Annotated in this window: 16 protein-coding genes; 9 read left to right on the top strand and 7 right to left on the bottom strand. The window is 66.3% G+C overall.

Features of this window, described 5'->3' with window-relative positions:
- Positions 1-359: 359 nt before the first annotated feature.
- Both aceA and AC5JDC_RS24075 read left to right on the top strand, forming a co-directional pair.
- Entirely contained in the window at positions 360-1649 is a 1290-nt protein-coding gene (aceA, locus tag AC5JDC_RS24080) for an isocitrate lyase (protein ID WP_495845303.1), read from the top strand.
- A 117-nt stretch (positions 1650-1766) separates the two neighbouring features.
- Positions 1767-2030, top strand: a complete 264-nt coding sequence (locus AC5JDC_RS24075; RefSeq protein ID WP_495845301.1) for an SMc00767 family acetate metabolism repressor — start codon at positions 1767-1769, stop codon at positions 2028-2030.
- Positions 2031-2195: 165 nt separating this feature from the next.
- On the opposite strand, the gene AC5JDC_RS24070 is transcribed toward AC5JDC_RS24075, so the two are convergent.
- Positions 2196-2798 (bottom strand): cysteine hydrolase family protein, encoded by a 603-nt coding sequence (locus tag AC5JDC_RS24070; RefSeq protein WP_495845299.1) that lies wholly within the window; start codon positions 2796-2798, stop codon positions 2196-2198.
- The gene (locus AC5JDC_RS24065) at positions 2791-3396 is read right to left on the bottom strand and encodes a TetR/AcrR family transcriptional regulator (protein ID WP_495845298.1); all 606 of its coding nucleotides are present in this window, start codon (positions 3394-3396) and stop codon (positions 2791-2793) included. The genes AC5JDC_RS24070 and AC5JDC_RS24065 overlap by 8 nt, the downstream gene beginning before the upstream one ends.
- 483 nt (positions 3397-3879) lie before the next feature.
- Between AC5JDC_RS24065 and AC5JDC_RS24060 the strand changes: the two genes are divergently transcribed.
- The 4 genes from AC5JDC_RS24060 to AC5JDC_RS24045 all read left to right on the top strand — a co-directional run bounded on the left by AC5JDC_RS24060 (position 3880) and on the right by AC5JDC_RS24045 (position 8445).
- The gene (locus AC5JDC_RS24060) at positions 3880-4335 is read left to right on the top strand and encodes a response regulator (protein WP_495845295.1); all 456 of its coding nucleotides are present in this window, start codon (positions 3880-3882) and stop codon (positions 4333-4335) included.
- Between the two features lie 64 nt (positions 4336-4399).
- Positions 4400-5833, top strand: coding sequence for a glutamine synthetase family protein (locus AC5JDC_RS24055; RefSeq protein ID WP_106775381.1), 1434 nt, complete (start codon positions 4400-4402; stop codon positions 5831-5833).
- Positions 5834-5952: 119 nt separating this feature from the next.
- Positions 5953-7239: an NAD(P)/FAD-dependent oxidoreductase gene (locus AC5JDC_RS24050; RefSeq protein WP_495845292.1), complete on the top strand. Its 1287-nt coding sequence runs from the start codon at positions 5953-5955 to the stop codon at positions 7237-7239.
- A gap of 324 nt (positions 7240-7563) precedes the next feature.
- Positions 7564-8445, top strand: coding sequence for an SH3 domain-containing protein (locus AC5JDC_RS24045; protein WP_495845290.1), 882 nt, complete (start codon positions 7564-7566; stop codon positions 8443-8445).
- A gap of 246 nt (positions 8446-8691) precedes the next feature.
- Here AC5JDC_RS24045 and edd read toward each other — a convergent pair whose 3' ends face one another.
- Genes edd through zwf form a run of 3 tightly spaced genes read right to left on the bottom strand, consistent with a single transcriptional unit; the run spans position 8692 to position 12742 of the window.
- Positions 8692-10521, bottom strand: coding sequence for a phosphogluconate dehydratase (edd, locus tag AC5JDC_RS24040; protein WP_207771081.1), 1830 nt, complete (start codon positions 10519-10521; stop codon positions 8692-8694).
- 50 nt (positions 10522-10571) lie between these two features.
- A complete protein-coding gene (gene pgl / locus AC5JDC_RS24035; RefSeq protein WP_495845305.1) occupies positions 10572-11261 on the bottom strand; it encodes a 6-phosphogluconolactonase in 690 nt (229 codons plus the stop codon).
- A 14-nt stretch (positions 11262-11275) separates the two neighbouring features.
- Complete coding sequence (zwf, locus tag AC5JDC_RS24030; protein WP_495845288.1) at positions 11276-12742, bottom strand: glucose-6-phosphate dehydrogenase; 1467 nt, start codon at positions 12740-12742, stop codon at positions 11276-11278.
- Between the two features lie 232 nt (positions 12743-12974).
- Between zwf and AC5JDC_RS24025 the strand changes: the two genes are divergently transcribed.
- Together AC5JDC_RS24025 and AC5JDC_RS24020 are read left to right on the top strand one after the other, a co-directional pair.
- Entirely contained in the window at positions 12975-13208 is a 234-nt protein-coding gene (locus AC5JDC_RS24025) for a hypothetical protein (protein WP_495845286.1), read from the top strand.
- A gap of 165 nt (positions 13209-13373) precedes the next feature.
- Positions 13374-14108 (top strand): hypothetical protein, encoded by a 735-nt coding sequence (locus tag AC5JDC_RS24020; protein WP_495845284.1) that lies wholly within the window; start codon positions 13374-13376, stop codon positions 14106-14108.
- Between the two features lie 3 nt (positions 14109-14111).
- Here the strand turns inward: AC5JDC_RS24020 and AC5JDC_RS24015 are convergent, their stop codons facing one another.
- On the bottom strand, positions 14112-15635 hold the full coding sequence (locus AC5JDC_RS24015) for an ABC-F family ATP-binding cassette domain-containing protein (RefSeq protein ID WP_495845282.1): 1524 nt from the start codon (positions 15633-15635) through the stop codon (positions 14112-14114).
- 534 nt (positions 15636-16169) lie between these two features.
- Positions 16170-17171, bottom strand: coding sequence for a bifunctional helix-turn-helix transcriptional regulator/GNAT family N-acetyltransferase (locus tag AC5JDC_RS24010; RefSeq protein WP_495845280.1), 1002 nt, complete (start codon positions 17169-17171; stop codon positions 16170-16172).
- Positions 17172-17247: 76 nt separating this feature from the next.
- On the opposite strand from AC5JDC_RS24010, the gene AC5JDC_RS24005 reads away from it, so the two are divergent.
- A complete protein-coding gene (locus AC5JDC_RS24005) occupies positions 17248-18048 on the top strand; it encodes an SDR family NAD(P)-dependent oxidoreductase (protein ID WP_495845278.1) in 801 nt (266 codons plus the stop codon).
- Positions 18049-18179: the final 131 nt, after the last annotated feature.

The raw sequence follows: 18179 nt of genomic DNA, 5'->3' as shown, positions 1-18179 counted from the left end.
TGACGACGCAGAGCTGTCTGCCGCTCCGATACAACTCATATGCGATAGCCCTGCCCTTGCGGGGGAGATGGCCGGCAGGCCTGAGGGGGGTGGGAAGCTCCAGCATTCTCGATCGCTCGATTTACAGAGATTTACAGTTCCAGCCGTCCCTGGAAACAACGTCGCTATTTACAACCTTGACAATTTTACAGCGCCTCTTTGTCAAGCTCAAGACAGGTTTTCCCTTTTCCTTTCATTCGAATCCCGTTTTCGCTCGCCATTCCTGTACTACAATGTAAATGAAATGACAGGCCATGGCGGCAAAGACGCACACGTTCCGCCGAGCCCATCTAGACGCGAAAGCAGGACGGAGCAAAAGTATGACAGATTTTTACAACCTCGTTCCCTCGGCTCCGGCGGGCCGTTTCGACGGCATCGAGCGGCCGTATTCGGCCGACGACGTGAAGCGGCTGCGCGGCTCCGTCGAGATCCGCCACAGTCTGGCCGAGATGGGCGCGAACCGGCTGTGGAAGCTCATCCACGAGGAGGACTTCGTCAACGCGCTCGGCGCGCTCAGCGGCAACCAGGCCATGCAGATGGTGCGCGCCGGGCTGAAGGCGATCTATCTCTCCGGCTGGCAGGTGGCGGCCGACGCCAACACGGCGTCCGCCATGTATCCCGACCAGTCGCTCTATCCGGCCAACGCCGCGCCCGAACTCGCCAGGCGCATCAACAGGACTTTGCAGCGCGCCGACCAGATCGAGACGTCCGAGGGCAACGGCCTGTCGGTCGACACCTGGTTCGCGCCGATCGTCGCCGACGCCGAGGCCGGCTTCGGCGGCCCGCTCAACGCCTTCGAGATCATGAAGGCCTTCATCGAGGCGGGCGCCGCGGGCGTGCACTTCGAGGACCAGCTCGCCTCGGAGAAGAAGTGCGGGCATCTCGGCGGCAAGGTCTTGATCCCGACCGCGGCGCATATCCGCAACCTCAACGCGGCGCGGCTCGCCGCCGACGTGATGGGCGTGCCGACGCTGATCGTCGCGCGCACCGACGCGGAAGCCGCCAAGCTGCTCACCTCCGACATCGACGAGCGCGACCAGCCCTTCGTCGACCGGCAGGCCGGGCGGACCGTCGAGGGCTTCTATCAGGTCAGAAACGGCATCGAGCCCTGCATCGCGCGCGCCATCGCCTATGCGCCGCATTGCGACTTGATCTGGATGGAGACCGGCAAGCCGGACCTCGCCCAAGCGAAGAAGTTCGCCGAGGCGGTGCACAAGGCGCATCCGGGCAAGAAGCTCGCCTACAACTGCTCGCCGTCGTTCAACTGGAAGAAGCACCTCGACGACGCGACGATCGCAAAATTCCAGCGCGAGCTGGGGGCGATGGGCTACAAGTTCCAGTTCATCACGCTGGCCGGCTTCCACCAGCTCAACTACGGCATGTTCGAGCTGGCGCGCGGCTACAAGGACCGGCAGATGGCGGCCTATTCGGAGCTGCAGGAAGCCGAGTTCGCGGCCGAGGCCAACGGCTACACGGCGACAAAACACCAGCGCGAGGTCGGCACCGGCTATTTCGACGCGGTGTCGATGGCCATCACCGGCGGCAAGTCGTCGACCACCGCCATGCACGGTTCGACCGAGCACGAGCAGTTCCGCCCGGCGGCGGAATAGACGCCATCGGGGACAGTTTACTTTCTTTCCGCAGGAGGGCGCGGCCGCTTCAAAGCTGTCGCGGGCGGAAAAAAGTAAACTGTCCCCAGCACCCAGCGCCAACCAGGGAGAAAGACCATGCTGGAAGCAGAGGAAATCAAGAGCAAGCCCAAGACCCGCGTCAAGGAACGCGCCGAGGAGCAGGCGACGTCGATGTCGTCCGACCAGCAGACGGCGATCCGCATGCTCGCCAACGACCTGCACCGCCTCAACCTGTCGGTGATGAAGGCGGTGGAGGCCGGCGTGTCGGTGGAGCTGGTGCGCTCGGCCCGGCATCACGGCGGCGACGGCAATTGGGGCGACCTGCTGATCCCGGTCGTGGTCAGGCAGAGCGCAGGCTGAGCGCTCCGGCGGTCAGAAAGGTCCCGTTTTCCCGAATCCGCGGAAACTTCTCGTCGGTTTTCGGCGGTTTCCGATGCAGGATCGCCGCACTTTCTGCCTGAATTGCCCGGAAACCGCGGCCCCGGAACCGGGTCCGCGGTTTCACCACGCCAGATGCGCAGCCGATCAGTCCCAGGCGCTCGCGTCCTTGACCACCACCGCAAACGCGTCCGCCAGCTCTGCCAGGGCCGCCTGCCGGACCGTCTCGGCCTGGACGACGCCGCCCAGCGGGTTCGGCAGGTCGCGCGAAGCGGTCGCGTCCGCCACCACGGTGACGCGAAAACCATGCGCCTCGGCGGCGGTGCGCGTCGAGGTCGACACGCAGACATGCGTCATGTCGCCGACGATGATGACCTCGGAGCGGCCCGTCTCGCGGATGCGCTCGGCAAGGCCGGTGCCCAGGAAGGCGTCGGCATGCTGCTTCCAGAGCACCGGCTCGCCGTCGCGCGGCGCAACCTCCGGGAGATGCTCGACATAGGGCCCGTCGGTGGCGAAGACCGGCGCGCCGGGCCCGGCGCCATGTGCGATATGAAAGACCGGCACGCCACGCCGGCGCGCCAGGTCGAGCATCCTGCCCGCCTCGGCGGCCGCCTCGCGCACGTTCTCGAGCGGGGCGGCGCCGTCGACATATTCGCGCTGGATGTCGATCAGCACGAGCACCGACCTGTCCAGCGGCGAGGGATGGCCCGGCGCACCGAACATCTGGTTGAAGGTCCTGGGCTCAGTCATCGGACGTCTCCTTCCTGGATGGATGAACGGCGGCAGCCGGCCGGAGCAGGTCGGCGGCAAAGGTCTTGGCGACGCGCTCGAAGGGCGCGGTGTCGTTCAGGGCCCGCGACAGCACGAGCGCGCCTTCGATGCGGATGACGGCGTCCTCGCCGCGCCGGCGCGCCTCGGCCGGATCGATGCCGGCCTCAACCAGCAGATCGGCGATCCCGGCGATCCAGCGGGCGGCGCCGGAGCGCACATCCGCCCTCACCGCGTCGGGAGTGCCGGCGACGGAAAAGACATCGACGAGGCAGGTTCTCCTGCCGCCGTCGTAGAAACGCAGCAGCCCGTGCGCCATGGCGTGCAGGCGCTCAGCGGGAGAAGCGCGCGGCGGCGCCGGTGCAAGCGCGTCGGCCGCCATCTGCCGCTCCGCCGCGGCAAGCACCGCCCGCGCCATCGCCAGCTTGCCGTCGGGAAAGCGGTGGTACAGCGCGGCCTTGGCCAGGCCGCTGGCCTCCGACAATTCGGCGAGCGAGGCGCCCTCGTAACCCCTCGCTCGGAACACCGGCGCGAGGCGCGAGAGCAGGTCTTCATCCGATATCGATTCCGGCCGGGCCATGCCGCTTGCCTCGTTTATTACCGATCGATCGGTAAATAACTCGAAGCGGCACGCCAGTCAAGCCGTGCCTTGCGGACCACCAGGGCATCGCATATGCCGACAATGACCATCATTCCGGGTCCGCGCAGCGGAACCCGGAATCCAGAGCGTTGGCGTCGAAGGAAAAGCGAACCGTCGCAATATCCAGGAATTTCGGGCAGCGTCGGCACTCTGGATTCCGGGTTCCGCTGCGCGGCCCCGGAATGACGACGCAGAGTTGTCTGCCGCTCCGATACAAACTCATATGCGATAGCCCTGCGTGGACCAATGTGATTGTTCGGACGCAGATCAAGCCACTCAGGGTTGTGGAGGATGGCGGAGTCGCCGAAGTTTCGACTGGCGAACCGCCGCACGACGCTCTAAAGTTGCAATCAGGTCGGCGTGACGTCCGGCGCGTTGCAATGACAGTCCAGCGAAAGAGCCCCCGAGAACCCGGTTTCCCGTATGACGAGCACGACCTCCGGCCCCAACGACGGGCCGGACTCTGGACCCGATCATCGCATTACAGTGGGAGGCATCGTCGTCGATCCATTGCTGGTCCTGGTGGCGGGAAAGTCGCGGATCAATGCCGTGGTCGTGTCCAGGATCGTCGAGCGCTGCGGGCTGCGTCCGGTGATGGAGCAGCCGGAGACGGCCTTCCGCTCGCTCAGAGGCGTTTTTCCTGTCCTGGTGATCCTCGACGGCGGCACCGCGAACGCGGATTGCGCGGAGCTGATCGAGCCGTTGGCGCACGCCCGGTCGGCGGCGGGGCGTCCGACGCCTGGGGTCATCCTGCTGTCGACGGGCAATTTCGACGCGATCGACCCCGCTCGCGCCAAGGTGATCGACGCCGTGGTGTCGAAGCCGATCCTGCCGGAAGTGCTGCAGCCGGTGGTGCGCCGGCTGGTCGGCGCCGAGTGATCCCCCTTCCCTTCCGCAAATTGGCACGGCTATACTTCGCGCATCCGCAACCAACTGGTGATTGATGCCGCCTGCAAAGAAGGAAGCCCGCCCCACCGGCCGCGCGGGACGCGTCCGTGTACCCGCCTACGTCAAGAACCTCCGCGGCGTCACCGCCTGGAAGCAAGTCAGCGAATGGCTGGAATGGCGCAGCATCGAGGACATCGAGTGCATCACGCCCGACCAGGCCGGCGTCGCCCGCGGCAAGATGATGCCGTCGAAGAAATTCACCTCCAACACGTCCCTGGCGCTGCCCTCGGCGCCCTTCATGATGACGATCTCCGGCGACTATCCGGAAGACGGCAACGGTTTTTCCTATCCGGAGGATGACGGCGACCTCAAGCTGGTTCCCGACCTGTCGACCCTCTCCGTCGTGCCGTGGGAAGAGGATCCGACCGCGCAGGTGATCTGCGACCTCGTCCACCAGGACGGCCGCAATGTCGAGTTCACGCCGCGCAACGTGCTGAAGCGGGTGGTCGCCGCCTACGGCAAGCGCGGGCTGAGACCGGTCGTCGCGCCCGAGATCGAGTTCTACCTGGTGCGCAAGAACCCCGACCCGGACTATCCGCTGGTGCCGCCGGTCGGGCGCTCGGGCCGGCCGATCGGCGGCGGCGCCGGCTATTCGATCGCCGGCGTCAACGAGTTCGACGAGCTGATCGACGACATCTATCATTTCTCCGAGAGCCAGGGTCTGGAGATCGACACGCTGATCCACGAGGAAGGCGCCGGCCAGCTCGAGATCAATTTGCGCCACGGCGACCCGGTGGAACTCGCCGACCAGGTGTTCATGTTCAAGCGCACCATCCGCGAGGCGGCACTGAAGCACGACACCTATGCCACCTTCATGGCCAAGCCGATCCAGGGCCAGCCCGGCTCTGCCATGCACATCCACCAGTCGATCGTGGACAAGAAGACCGGCCGCAACGTCTTCACCGACGAGACCGGCAAGGAAACCGAGGCGTTCCGGCATTTCATCGGCGGCATGCAGAAGCATGTACCCAACGCGCTGGTGATGTTCGCGCCCTACGTGAACTCCTACCGCCGGCTGACGCAGGCGGCGTCCGCGCCGGTCAACACCAAATGGGGCTACGACAACCGCACCACGGCCTTCCGCGTGCCGCGCTCCGATCCGGCGGCGCGGCGCGTCGAGAACCGCATCCCCTCGTCCGACGCCAACCCGTATCTGGCGCTCGCCGCCTCGCTCGCCTGCGGGCTGATCGGCATGACGAAAAACATCGAGCCCGACGCGCCGGTCGGCACCACGGTCAACGAGGACGAGATCGACCTACCGCGCGGGCTGCTGGAGGCCGTCGACCTGTTCGAGAACGACGAGGACCTGCGCGACATGCTGGGCAGTTCCTTCGCCTCCACCTACGCGGCGATCAAGCGCGCCGAGTTCGAGACCTTCATGGAGGTGATTTCCCCATGGGAGCGGGAGTTTTTGTTGTTGAATGTTTGAAAAGGGGGAGCGAATAGCGAATAGGGAGTAGCGAATAGAACGCCCGCTTGCCGAACTCGCTATTCACCTTCTACTCGCTATTCCTAATTCCTATTCGCTACTCCCTATTCGCTTTGATCATGCCATACCAATCCCCCATCTCCCCCGGCCAGTCCTGGTACGAGGCCACCGTCGGCGAGCGGCCGGACTATCCGGCGCTGGACGGCGACCGGACGTGCGACGTGGCGATCATCGGCGGGGGGTTCACCGGCCTGTCGGCGGCGGCGCATCTGGCTAAGGCCGGAGCGAGCGTCGTGCTGATCGAGGCGCATCGCTTCGGCGACGGCGCATCGGGCAGGAATGGCGGGCAACTCGGCACCGGGCAGCGCGGCTGGGCCGAGGACCTGGAGGCGGAGGTCGGCTTCACGCGGGCGAAGGCGCTGTTCGATCTGGCCGAGGAGGCCAAGGCGCATCTGCTGGAGTTCGCCTCCGTCCACGAGATCGACATCGACTTCATGCCCGGGCAGATGTCGGTGGCGCACAAGCGGCGCTATGTCGACGACTACAGGAAGCATGCCGACATCATGGCCGAGCGCTTCGGCTATCCGCATGTCTCCTTCATGGACGCCGCCGAGACCGCCGAGCGCCTCGGCTCGACGCATTACTTCGGCGGCACGCGCGACACCGGCACCGGACACATCCATCCGCTGAAGCTGGTGGTGGGCACGGCGAAGGTCGCGGCGGCGGCCGGGGCGGCGCTGTTCGAGAAGACGGCCTCGACCGGGATCAACTCGTCCGGCGGCAAGGTGCGGGTGACCACGGCCCGCGGCACCATCACCGCCGACAAGGTGCTGATCGCCGTCAACGCCTATGGCGGCAACCTCGAGCCGGTCAGCGCGGCGCATGTGATGCCGATCGGCTCGTTCATCGGCGCCACCGCGCCCCTGCCGGCCGACAGCCCGGTGCTGCCGGGCGGCGAGTCGGTCGACGATTCCCGCTTCGTGGTCCGCTATTTCCGCAAGTCGAAGGACGGGCGGCTGCTGTTCGGCGGGCGCGAAGTCTATGCCGTCAACGACCCGAAGGATATCCATATCCACATCCGCAAGCAGATCGCCGAGCTCTATCCGGCGTTGAAGGACGTCGAGATCACGCATGGATGGGGCGGCTATGTCGGCATCACCGTGCCCAGAAAGCCGTTCGTGCGCGAGGTGATGCCGAACGTGATCTTCGCCGGCGGCTATTCCGGCCACGGGGTCATGCTGTCGAACTTCGTCGGAAAACTCTATGCCGAGACAGTGGCGGGAAACCGCGACCGGCTGAAGCTGTTCGAGGAATTGAAGGTGCCGGCCTTCCCCGGCGGCCGGCGTTTCCGCTCGCCGCTGCTGTTCCTCGCCCTCAACTGGTTCGCGCTGCGCGACCGACTTTAGCGCAGGCAACCGCCGGGGCGTCCGGGCGCCGCTCGATACCACTCGATCCCGGCAATCCTTAATCTTAACAGGGGTCCGGTGCCATGCACGGTTGCATCTTCGTGCATGAACGGTTTATTCAGGATGCGTCGCCTTCCTGCCTCGTTTTGGTGGAAAGACGACATCGGGCGTAGAGAAGCCACAATTCTCGCCCATGCTGGTAGGACCAGTCTGTTCGGGGAGGAGAGTCGGACTGGCTTCTCTGGTTACCGGGAAAGTTCCCGGCGTCAATGCATTCCAAAAGCGCACAACCGGGCGGAAATTCGGGGCGCGGAGAGGGTTACGTTGAAGAGCTGGTTCGGCTCCGGCAAACCGAGGGCCAGACGCGTATCGCTGGACTTGCACTACGGTGCGCGTACATCGGTTTGGAGCGAAATCGTCGCGCGGTCGCATCTGATCGTCGCAGCCATTGGAACAGCGTCGCTGCTCGGCCTGGCCGGGACGGCGATCTGGCTGGCCCTGCCGTCGGACGCCGACGGCCGCCTGGTCAGTCCCGCGGAGGCGGGGCAGCGCATCGACACGATCGCCGCAGGCCCGGAAGACACCGGGACGGCTGCCGCCTCGGCGGCGACAACCGCGCCGGAGGCCAAGGCGGCTCAGCCGGCGACAAATGTCGCGGCTTCCGCGCCGGCGCCTGCCATACAACCGTCGAATCCGTCCGCCGGGCAGTCGGGCAAAGCGGCAGCGATCGCCGATCCGGTTTCCGCGCAGGCCGCCGCGACAGCGCCGGACCAGCCGGACGAGGCGGAAGTCGAACCGCTCGCGTCCAGCGATCCGCGCTGGGTCGATCCGGCCAAGGCCGGCGGGGCGGCGAAGATGGCCGGCGATCCGGCCAAGCCGGCGGCCTCTCCCGCTCAGAACGGCGCGAGCATCGTCAACGCCTATGCCGGCACCGACGCCGCGGACCAGGGCGCCACGGCCGCCATCCCGGGTCCGAAACCTGAAGCCGAGGCGAAAGCCGCGGAGACGAAGGCGACAGCCCGGGCGGTGCGCACGCTGCGCGCCGTGACCATGCGGGCGCGGCCGAACGACCGCGGCAACGCGCTTACGACCGTTCCGGGCAGGACAGAGGTGCAGGTCGTCTCCTGCGACCGCTGGTGCGAGGTCATCTACAAGGGCAAGCGCGGCTTCGTCTTCCGCCGCTTCCTGGTCAACAACGGGCGTTAGGCACTTCCGTTTTTAGTGGAATCAGCGGAACCGCTCCTGGTTCGCAACTCCGGACGCAAAACCGCTGCACACTTTGCTGGAATTGTACTGGCGGCGCCGTTCGCGTGCGTCCTTCGAGGCTCGCCCTTCAAAGGTCCGCTTCAGACAACCGACGCCCTGCGGCTCTATAACGGTCGCGAAAACGCCTTGCGGGCGAGCCTCGAAGGACGCACCCGAGAAGCGATCATCCAGAGATGCTGTTGCACCTCACGCCGCGAACGCGCTGGCGCCGTGGTCGGCCCGCCCGACCATCTGGCGGAAGCCGGCGAACAGCTCGCGGCCGAAGCCGTGCTCGTTGGCGCCGAGGTCGACGTCGGGCGCCGCGCGTGCCGCGAGTTCCGAGGGCGGCACCAACACCTGCAGCAGGCCGGCTTCGGCGTCGAGCCGGATGAGGTCGCCGTCGCGGATTTTTCCGATGGTGCCGCCGTCCAGCGCCTCGGGCGTCACATGGATCGCCGCCGGCACCTTTCCGGACGCGCCCGACATGCGTCCGTCGGTCACCAGCGCCACATGCCGGCCGCGGTCCTGCAAGATGCCGAGCACGGTGGTCAGCTTGTGCAGCTCCGGCATGCCGTTGGCCTTCGGTCCCTGGAAACGCACCACGGCGATGAAGTCGCGGTCGAGCCGGCCCGCCTTGAAGGCGTCGTTCAGCGCCTGCTGGCTGTCGAAGACCAGCGCCGGGGCCTCGACGATGCGGCGCTCCGGCTTGACGGCGGAGGTCTTGATGACCGCGTGGCCGAGATTGCCCTCCAGCACCCGCAGGCCGCCGGTCGCCTGGAACGCCTTGGCGAAGGGCGCCAGCACCTTGTCGTCGCCGCTGACGGCGGGCGCGGCCTGGCGCATGACGCTGCCGTCCTCGGCCAGCCGCGCCTCGACCGTATAGGCGCGCAGCCCTTCGCCCCAGACGGTCTGCACGTCCTCATGCAGCAGGCCGGCGTCGAGCAGCTCGCGGATCAGGAAACCCATGCCGCCGGCCGCGTTGAAGTGGTTCACGTCGGCGAGACCGTTCGGATAGACGCGGGCGAGCAGCGGCACCGCCTCCGACAGGTCGGAGATATCCTGCCAGGTGAGCTTTATGCCCGCGGCGGCGGCCATGGCGATCAGGTGGATGGTGTGGTTGGTCGAGCCGCCGGTGGCGTGCAGGCCGACCACGCCGTTGACGATCGAGCGTTCGTCGATCATGCGCCCCACCGGCGTGTAGGCGTTGCCGAGCGCGGTGATCGCCAGCGCCCGCCTGGCGGCCTCCCTCGTCAGCGCGTCGCGCAGCGGCGTGCCGGGATTGATGAAGGAGGCGCCCGGCGTGTGCAGGCCCATGATCTCCATCAGCATCTGGTTGGAATTGGCGGTGCCGTAGAAGGTGCAGGTGCCCGGCCCGTGATAGGATTTCGATTCCGCCTCCAGCAGCTCGGCGCGGCCGACCTTGCCCTCGGCATAAAGCTGGCGGATCTTCGCCTTCTGGTCGTTGGGAATGCCCGACGTCATCGGCCCGGCCGGGATGAAGACGGCCGGCAGATGGCCGAAGCTGAGCGCGGCGATGACCAGCCCGGGCACGATCTTGTCGCAGACGCCGAGATAGACGGCGGCGTCGAACATGTTGTGCGACAGGCCGACGGCAGCCGCCATGGCGATCACGTCGCGCGAGAACAGCGACAGCTCCATGCCGGGCTGGCCCTGGGTGACGCCGTCGCACATGGCCGGCACGCCGCCGGCGACCTGGGCGATGCCGCCTGCCTGCCTCGCCGCTTCCTTGATGAGGGCGGGATAGGTCTCGAACGGCTGATGCGCCGACAGCATGTCGTTGTAGGAGGTGATGATGCCGAGATTCGGCACCGTGTCGCCGCCGAGCGCCACCTTCTCGCTCGGGCTGCACACGGCGAAACCGTGGGCGAGGTTGCCGCAGGACAGGATTGCGCGGTTGGCGGCCTGGCCGGCGGCGCGGCCGATGCGGTCGAGATAGGCTTCGCGCGTGCGCTGCGAGCGGTGGCGGATGCGCTCGGTGATGGCTTGGATGTCTTTCCTGGCGGTCATGGCGGTCATTTCCTCTTCGGCTTCCGGCGTTCCGTGGGAGGCGGAGCAGCCGGTACGGTTCACGGCGCCCAGAACACCTCGACCGGCCTTTCCGCGTGCTCCAGAACGGCGCGGATGGGCAGGTCTTCGCCCTTGAGCGCGGAGGCGAGCACCGCGCGTTTGGCCTCGCCCTCGATGTGCAGGGCAAGGAAGCGGGCGCCGGCGATGGCGGGCATGGTCAGCGTCAGCCGCGGCTCGCCGCCGCTCGGAGCATAAACGGGCGCGACCAGCGCCTGGTTCACGGGCGCGAGCAGATCGGCCAAGGTCGGCGCATCGGGGAAGAAGGAGGCGGTGTGGCCGTCGCCTCCCATGCCGAGCACGACCACGTCGAAGGGCAGGCCGAGCGCGCGCGCCGTCTCGTCAGCCAGTTCGGCGGCCGCCTCGACGTCGGCGGTGTCGCGATATAACCCGGCGAAGCGCGCCGCCGCGGCCTTGCCCCGCAGCAGATTTTCCTTTGCGAGCCGGGCGTTGGAGCGCGCCGAAACCTCGTCCACGAAGCGCTCGTCGACAAGGGTGACCGTGACCCGGGACCAGTCCAGATCGAGATCGGAAAGCGTGCGGAAGAACAGCGCCGGCGTCGTGCCGCCGGACACCGCCATCACAGCCTTGCCGCGCGCCGACAAGGCCTCGGCAAGAACCGACACGACCTTCTCCGCCAGGGTTTCCGCCAGCACCTGGCGCGACGGAAACTCCCGCAGCGCGACCTCCACCTCCCGCATCGCCGTCAGCTTTCGTGCCAGGTGCGGCCGTCGCGCTCGATCAGCGCGATCGACGCCGACGGCCCCCAGGTGCCGGCCGTGTAGCCCTGCACTTCCTGATTGCTGTCGGACCAGGCATTGAAGATCGGGTCGATCCACTTCCACGCCGCCTCGACCTCGTCGCGGCGCATGAACAGCGTCTGGTTGCCGCGGATCACGTCCATGATCAGGCGTTCATAGGCGTCCGGATTGCGGTCGTGGAACGTGTCGGCGAAGCTCATGTCGAGGGCGATGTGGCGCAGCCGCATGCCGCCCGGGCCGGGATCCTTGATCATGATCCACTGCTTGACGCCCTCGTCGGGCTGCAGCCGGATGACCAGCTGGTTGGCCTGGATGCGGCCGGCATTCTCGCCGAAGATCGAGTGCGGGATCGTCTTGAACTCGATGACGATCTCGGAGACGCGCGCCGCCAGCCGCTTGCCGGTGCGCAGGTAGAACGGCACGCCGGCCCAGCGCCAGTTGGCGATCTCGGCTTTGATGGCGACGAAGGTCTCGGTCGTGCTGCCGGGATTGCCGAGCTCCTCCAGATAGCCCTTGACCGCGCCGCCCGAGGAGGCGCCGGCGCGGTACTGGCCGCGCACCGTCGACTTCGGCGCCTCCGCGCCGTTGATGCGCTTCAGCGAATGCAGCACCTTCAGCTTCTCGTCGCGCACGGCATTGGCGTCCATCGAGGACGGTGCCTCCATGGCGACCAGGCAGAGAAGCTGCAGCATGTGGTTCTGCACCATGTCGCGCAGCGCGCCGGCCTTGTCGTAATAGGTGACCCGGTCCTCCAGCCCGACCGTCTCGCCCACCGTGATCTGCACATGGTCGATATGCGCCGAGTTCCACAGCGGCTCGTACAGCATGTTGGCGAAGCGCAGCGCCATCAGGTTCTGCACCGTCTCCTTGCCGAGATAATGGTCGATGCGGAATATCTGGTGCTCGCCGAAATCGGCGCCGATCTGGTCGTTGAGAGCGCGCGCCGAGGCGAGGTCGCGGCCGATCGGCTTCTCGACGACGATACGCGAGTTCGGCGTGATCAACTCATTCTCCCTGAGCTTGTGCGAGATCTCGCCGAACAGCGACGGCGCGACGGCGAGATAGAAGGCGCGGATCGCGTCGCCATTGCTGCCGAGCGTCTTCTTCAGCCTGGCGAAGCCGTCGCCGCTGACGGCGTCGACGGGCACGTAGGAAAGCCGCTTCAGGAAGGTGTCGAGCTCCGCCTCGTCGATGTCGGCTTCCTTGACATGCTCGAGGATCGCCTTGCGGGCGAACTCACGGAAATCGGCGTCGCTGAGCTTGGCGCGCGACGCGCCGATGATGCGCGTCGGCTCGGAAAACTGGCTCTGGCGGTAGTAGAGCGCCGGCAGCAGCTTGCGCTCGGACAGGTCGCCGGTTCCACCGAAGATGACGAAATCGAACGGGGCTACGGGGATGAGCTGACTTGTCATGGTGATTCCGTACGTGCCGGCGGCGTGTTGCCACCAATGTAATCTAATCGATTTAAGCCTGCCAGCGTCACGGTGTCACAGGCGCTCTGGCGTGGCTGGCTCATGCGCGGGAACACCGTGGTGGTGTCCTTCCAGCACGGGCGCGGTTGCAGCATAGTAGGCCTGTCAGCGCAAGCGCAAAGGCAAGCAGCGGGAAGAAGGTGGGGCAAGGGAGCACTATGGATCGCTTGAAGTGCTGGCGGCGGTCCATATGACGCCCGAGGCGCTGGACGGCGACACGATCGGAAAAATCCGCGACGGCGACCTGATCCGCCTCGCCACCAACGCGGGCCTGCTGGAAGTGCTCGTACCGCGATCGGAACTCGCGGCGCACGCGGCCCCCGACATCGAGCCTTCCGGCAACGAGCCCTATTTCAGCCGCGAGCTGTTCGCCGGCTTCCGGCAGATGGTCGGGCGCGCCGACTAGGGCGCCGGCGCGTTCGCGGCGGTGTAGCCTTCGTTATAAGGAAAAGCGAATTGCGATACTTCGTGGAGCATGCTGAAAAATAAATTGCGTTCCTTGCTCGGAGTGATTGTATAGATTGCCGGAATATTGGGGGAGGATATTTTGAAATCAGCTCACCGCTGTTGCATGTCCGCCATTCTGGCTATCGCGTTCCTAGCAGTTGGCCCCCTTATCACTGCCGCCAAAGACCGGAAATCAGCATCAGACGAGGCAATGACGTTCACAGTCATTGACAAACCTCGATGCGATTCTTGCGTTGTCCTTCTCGCCAAAGGTGATGTTAGCGAAGCCACGATCAGTCGCTTTCAAGAAGCGCTCGACAAGCTGGAGAAGACGACTACCTGGTCCCGAGACAAAGCGAGAAGTGGCGGAGGGCCACAACTGATCGTGCTTCTTGACTCTGGCGGCGGGCTTGTCGGCCCAGCTTTTTCTGTGTCACGGCAGTTGCGGACCAATGGCGCGATAACCGCCGTTGCGCGACCATCGGTTACCTTTGCGACAGACGGGGCACTGGATCCCTCCAAATGCAATTCGGCTTGCGGCTTCATACTCATCGGAGGCAAAATTCGATTTTCTCACTTACTGTCCAACATCGGCCTTCATCAGCTTCGTCCGATAGTCGAAGAAAAACGACGTTTCACTCATAAGGAGGTTCTATACTATCTTTCAGACTTCGAAGAAGCTACGGCAGATCTTGCCCGTCATCTGACGGAGATGACCATGGACCCAAAGCTCCTTCTCTATATGATGCAAACAGCGGGTGACGCGATGACCTTTGTCAGCACTTCCGAAGCGAAATCGCTCGGGATCATAAATACGCAAGCTGACTCTCTCGACGCAATATTGAATTATCGATCGTAACGTCTACGAAAATCGCACCTGCGCGAAAAATTCCTCCGGCCCTTCCACCTCGATCATCCGCCTCTTCTCGATCAGCCAGAACCGGTCGCCGACCGCGCGCACGAAGCTGCGGTCGTGCGAGACGAGCAGGCAGCTCGCCTCGTGCTGCAGCAACTCCGCCTCCAGCGCCTCCTGCCCGTCGATGTCGAGATGGTTGGTCGGCTCGTCGAGCAGGTAGAAGTTGGGATTGGCGAGGCGCAGCACCAGCATGCCGAGCCGCGCCTTCTGGCCGCCCGACAGGCGACCGGCCGGACTCTCCTGCATGTCGATGTTTATGCCGGCGCCGGCCAGCAGGCCGCGGGCGCGCTGCTCGCCGAGCTCGAAGCGTCTCGAGAGCACGCCGAGCGGCGTGTCGCCGTCGGCAAGGTCCGCCAGCGCCTGGTCGCCATAACCCAGCACCAGCGACGGCGTCGCCTTGACGCCGGCCGGCGCGTCTTCGGGTGAAAGGATCGCCTGGCGGATCATGTTGACCAGCCGCGTCTTGCCGGTGCCGTTGCGGCCGAGCAGCACGACACGGTCGCCCTGGCGGATCCACAGTTTTCCGGTGCGGAACAGCAGCGTGCCGTCGGGCGTGGCGACCGGAGCATCCTCCAGCGTGACCAGCACTTTGGCATGCGTGCCGCGATTGGCGAGCTTCACCGCGCCGGCCGAGCGCTCCTGGTGCGCCGGCCGCGCCGCTTCCTCCAGTCTTTCGGCGCGCTGCTTCAGCTGCCTGGTCTTCACCACAAGCAGGTCGCTGCCCGAATTGATGCCGATGTTGTTCAGCTTGGCGGCCTGCCGGCGGAGCTGCTGGGCGGTCTTCATGTCCTTCTGGAACCGGCGTTCCTCCGAGGCGTCGATCTCGTCGAGCGCGGCGCGCGCCCTCGCATAGGGCAGCGAAAAGACCTGCGAATTTTCCGGCCGCAGGAACAGCGTGCGGTTTGTCACGGCGTCGAGGAAGGCGCGGTCGTGGCTGCAGATCAGCACCGGGACGTCGCGCGGCAGGGCGTTCAGCCAGTCTTCCAGCTGGCCGATGCGGGCGAGGTCGAGATGGTTGGTGGGCTCGTCGAGCAGGAGCATATCGGGCTCGGTCACCCAGACGCGCGCCAGCAGCGCCAGCCGCTGCCAGCCGCCGCTCAAATGCGACAGCGGCCGGCCGCGCATGTCCTGCGGCACGTCGAGCGAATCGAGCACGATTTCGACCCGCCAGCTTTCGCTTTCGGCCTGCTCCGCCGGCAGCGCGGCGAGCACCGCATCATAAAAGCTCGCAGCGAGCAGGCCGGCCGGCACGTTCTGCTCGACATGACCGATGCGCAGGCCGCGCGCCCGCGTGACGTCGCCGGAAGTCGGCTCGAAGGCCCCGGAGACGGTGCGCAGCAGCGTCGACTTTCCGCGGCCGTTGGCGGCGACGATGCCGAGGCGGTCGCCAGGTTCGACGGACAGGCTGAGGTTGGAGAAAAGCGGCGCGCCGAGTGTCACGCCAAGGGATCGCAGATTGATCAGTGCCATCGTCGTTCTCTGGTCCGCCGGAACCGCCGCCCGCATCCGCTCGGCGGACGCATGTTTTGGGAGGGACAGAACCGGTGATTGTCACGATGCCGGCGCACGAGCTTGAAGCCGGCGCGGCATCACCACGAAGGGCAGACCGGAAGGAGATGCGAAGAGGCGATCGTCTCTGGTCAGCCCTGCAAACGCATTTGCAGGGCCTCGACGGGGCCACGCTGGCGATGATGCCGGAAGAACGTCACGCAGCCCTCCTTTCTCGACGGGTCGATACGGCAGTCATAGCCGCGCCGGCGCCGACATGCAATCGCGGCGGCGACCTTCAACAAGGGTCCGAACAGAGAGCACCGCCCGGCTGGTACCTCAAGGCCGTGTCTGGCGCCCTCGTGGTTCGACAAGCTCACCGTGGGGGCTGCTGGGAGGTTGCGCCAAGCGCTACCACTGATCCGCCGCAGCGACAGCAACGACAAGCGGAAGCCTATCAGTAGCCCTCATGGTGAGCTTGTCGAACCACGAGGGCGCCAGACGCCGGTCGACTTCTCAACCCATCATCTTCAGAGGGCTTGCATCGCTCTCGGCACCCATCCTCGGTATGCGGCGGAAGCGCTGTTCGGTGACCTCAGTGCCCCACTGGCCGCCGACGAATTCCTCGACCAGCGTGAAGCCGAAATCCTCGTAGAGCTTTCGCGCCGCCTCGAGACCGCGCAAGGTCCACAGGTCGACGTGGCGGAATTCCTGGCGGTCGCAGAAGGCGATGGCTTCGGCGAGCAGCCGCCTTCCGACGCCCAGCCCGCGCAAGGCGTCGTCCATGACGAACCAGCGCAGATGGCCGGCACCGTCGCCCAGGTCCTCGCCGTCGATGGCGACGCTGCCCATCACCCGGCCATCCCGCAGCGCCACCCACAGCCCGTTCATCGGCCGGTCGAGCCGCGCCGAGAACTCCGCCATCCCGCTGGCGACCTTCACCTCGAAGAAGCGGCCGAAGCCATAGGGTTCGACATAGTAGCGTCCGTGCATCTCGGCGACGCGGCCGATGACGCCCGGCACATAGCCGGCGACGATGTCGACGCCGGATGCCCCAGCCTGGCCGCCCTCCCCCCGGCGCGCCGCGGCCAGCGCGTCCGCATAGGCGCCGAGGCCGGCGACGACGGTCCGCCGCTGTTCCTGCGACAGATGGCCGAAGGCGCCGGAAACCTGGCCGTGGCCGAAACTGTCGATGCGCTCCAGCATCTTTCGGCCGCGACCGGTCAGCGACAGGATCTTCGAGCGGGCGTCGTCGGGATTCTCGCGCTCCTCGATCTCACCGGAATCGACGAGCTTGCGCAGCAGGCGGCTGACGCTCGACTTTTCCAGGTCGAGGATTTCGCCGAGCGCGGCCGCCGTCAGCTTTCCACGGGCGCCGATCTCGATCAGCGCATGCACCGCCGATATCGGCAGCCCGGTGGCGCCGACCGTGGGCTTCATGAAGCCGAGCTCACGCACGATGCGGCGCGAGGCGTCGCGAACCTTTTCGATCGGTGACGTTTCCCTGGCGTGGATCATGGCCGCTTTCCTTTCCGGTATTTAGTTGTATCATACAACTTTATCGATGCAAGCCGTAGCGGCAAGGGAGCGGATGATGGCCGTCATAGAGCAAAGCGCGAGCGTGCCCGGCGGGCGCGGAAAGCTGGCGGGCGACGTCTGCCTGGTGACCGGAGGAGGCAGCGGCATCGGCCGCGCGGCGGCGTTGCGGATGGCCGCCGAGGGTGCATCGGCGATCGTCGTGGCCGGCCGCCGCGCCGAGGTTGGCGAAGCGGCGGCGGCCGCCTGCCGCGCGGCTGGAGCCGAAGCCCTGTTCGTGCCGGCCGACGTGACCGACGAAGCCGATGTCGCAAGGCTGGTACGCACCACGGTCGAGCGGTTCGGGCGGCTCGACGTCGCCTTCAACAATGCCGGCCATCAGGAGCGGCGGCAGCCGCTGGAGGAGCAGACGGCGCAGACCTTCGACGCTGTGTTCGACACCAATGTCCGCGCCGTGTTCCTGTGCCTGAAGCACCAGCTCGCCGTCATGCTGGCGCAGGGCGGCGGCCGCATCGTCGTCAACGCCTCGGTCAGCGGCGTGCGCAATCCCAATCCCGGCTTCGCGCTCTATTCGGCGTCCAAGGCCGCCGTGATCTCGCTGACCCGCTCGGCGGCGATGGAATGCGCGCCGCGCGGCGTGCGCATCAATGCGGTGGCGCCGGGCCGGGTGGTAACCGACATGATGGTCACGGCCGCCGGCGGCACCGGCGGCCTCGACGCGGTCGCCGCCGGCCTGCCGCTGCGCCGCATGGGCCGGCCGGAGGAGGTGGCGGAAGCGGTGGTCTGGCTGGCGTCGCCGGAGTCGGCCTATGTGGTCGGCCATGTGTTGGCTGCGGATGGCGGGTTCCTGGCGGCGTGAAGGAGGTGGCGCCGGGGACAGTTTACTTTTTTCCGCCCGCACCAGCCTTGCAGCGGCCGCGCCCTTCTGCGGAAAGAAAGTAATACCCCGCCTACCCGACGACCCGAAAAGCCTCGGGTCTGACGATGTGG

Source organism: Kumtagia sp. (assembly GCF_059502445.1).
This window is presented reverse-complemented; position numbering and strand designations above follow the sequence as displayed.